The sequence below is a fragment of the Acrocarpospora sp. B8E8 genome (assembly GCF_039871605.1).
Lineage (GTDB): Bacteria > Actinomycetota > Actinomycetes > Streptosporangiales > Streptosporangiaceae > Acrocarpospora > Acrocarpospora macrocephala.
Map to the genome: position 1 here is coordinate 1 of NZ_JBDPLV010000196.1, position 1,483 is coordinate 1,483.

Here is a 1,483-nt window from a genome sequence, read left to right on the forward strand (position 1 = left end):
CCGATGAGAACCATCTACCGGTGACCCCAACCCGCTGACCGACCGCTCCCGCCTGCACCGGCGGCATCACATCCCGCCGCCGGACGCTGCCGCCTGCCCAGCTGAGGTCCTGTTTTCGGACTAGGCGAAATGGCGGCCCGCCGCGTCCTGAATGACCGTGACCGAGGACGGCGCCGCGGGCAACTCCCGGGACCAGCGCACCTCGATTCTCCCGATCTTGGCCAGATACAGCGTCCCGTCACCGGGCAGGCGGAAGGCGGTGCGGGTGAACCGGGCCGACTGCCGCCGGTCCCGGCGCGACTTGAACACCGGCAACCCCACCCGCGGGCCCTTACGCTTCCCGCTTACCGAGTCGAAGAAATTCCGGTACGCCTGGTCCAGGTCGCGCAGCGACTGCTGAAGCGTGACCGGGGACACCTCACCCAGCCACTCCCGCTCCGGCGTCCGTTTCGCCGCGGTGATGCAGATCTTCTGCAGATCTCCGCCGCCGATCCAGGGCTGCCCGGCCTTGCGGGCGGCTTTGCGCATCGCCAGCGCGTCGTTCCACACCACCCGGACACAGCCGAACAACCTGGCCAGCGCCTGACGCTGGGAGGCGTCGGGGTAGAGCCGGTAGTTGTAGCGCAACCTCACCCCCGGGCCCCCTCCCCGCACCGGCCACACACCGTCACGGCTCGAACACACTAGCGTGTGGCCGATGGCAGCGGAAGCCGAATATCCGCATCGCCGACACTCCCCCCACGTTCATCCAGTCCTTGTCACCACATATCGGCGCAACCTCACGGGAATGTCTTCGACGACGCGATGCCGCGCCACCGCGAAGAACCTACTTCTCCGCTTCCCGCAGCAGCGCCCCACCCTCGATCATCGGCCGCCCCATCGAACAACAGCGCCGTTCACCCTGACCGGTCCCGGCTCCGCGCTCCGGGCTGCCCCGCCTGAGGGCGGGCCATCCTCTGCCGGGGACCGCATGCCTCCCCGCCCTGAAGGACGGGGCCTTCTGCGGCTTCTCGGTAACAGTCTCGTAGCGGAGTTGACGGTCCGGGCCTTTGCAGGCGGTGTGACCTGCGAATTCGGGTGCGGAGCGGCGATTTGACGAGGGGGGAACGGTTGCCTAATGTTCTCTTCGCGCCGGGAGTGCGCGGTGGCCGAAAGGTGGCCGGATCCCGGGCCATCCTCTGATCAACCGTACGAGTCATTCGTGATGTGATCAAACACCCCAAACAGGGTGATTGGACACGAAGCGGATGAGCGGGTAAGTTAGAGGGGTTGCCCCGGAGACGGGGGAACGATCCGTTTCTTGAGAACTCAACAGTGTGCTAAAAGCCAGTGCATGATGCACAACCCCGTCACATGTTGACGGATTCCTTTGGTTGAACATTATGTTTCAGCTGGAGATCTTCTTTTCAAGCATTTTTTGGAGAGTTTGATCCTGGCTCAGGACGAACGCTGGCGGCGTGCTTAACACATGCAAGTCGAGCGG

1 protein-coding gene and 1 rRNA gene are annotated in these 1,483 nt (G+C 64.8%); one reads left to right on the forward strand and one right to left on the reverse strand.

Translation table 11 applies throughout. The annotated features are described in order from the left end of the window. Positions 1 to 120 precede the first annotated feature (120 nt). A complete protein-coding gene (locus tag ABGB08_RS54545) occupies positions 121 to 633 on the reverse strand; it encodes a transposase (protein ID WP_347608494.1) in 513 nt (170 codons plus the stop codon). 781 nt (positions 634 to 1,414) lie between these two features. Here ABGB08_RS54545 and ABGB08_RS54550 point away from each other — a divergent pair. Continuing rightward, positions 1,415 to 1,483, forward strand: a 16S ribosomal RNA gene (locus ABGB08_RS54550); the annotation flags it as partial.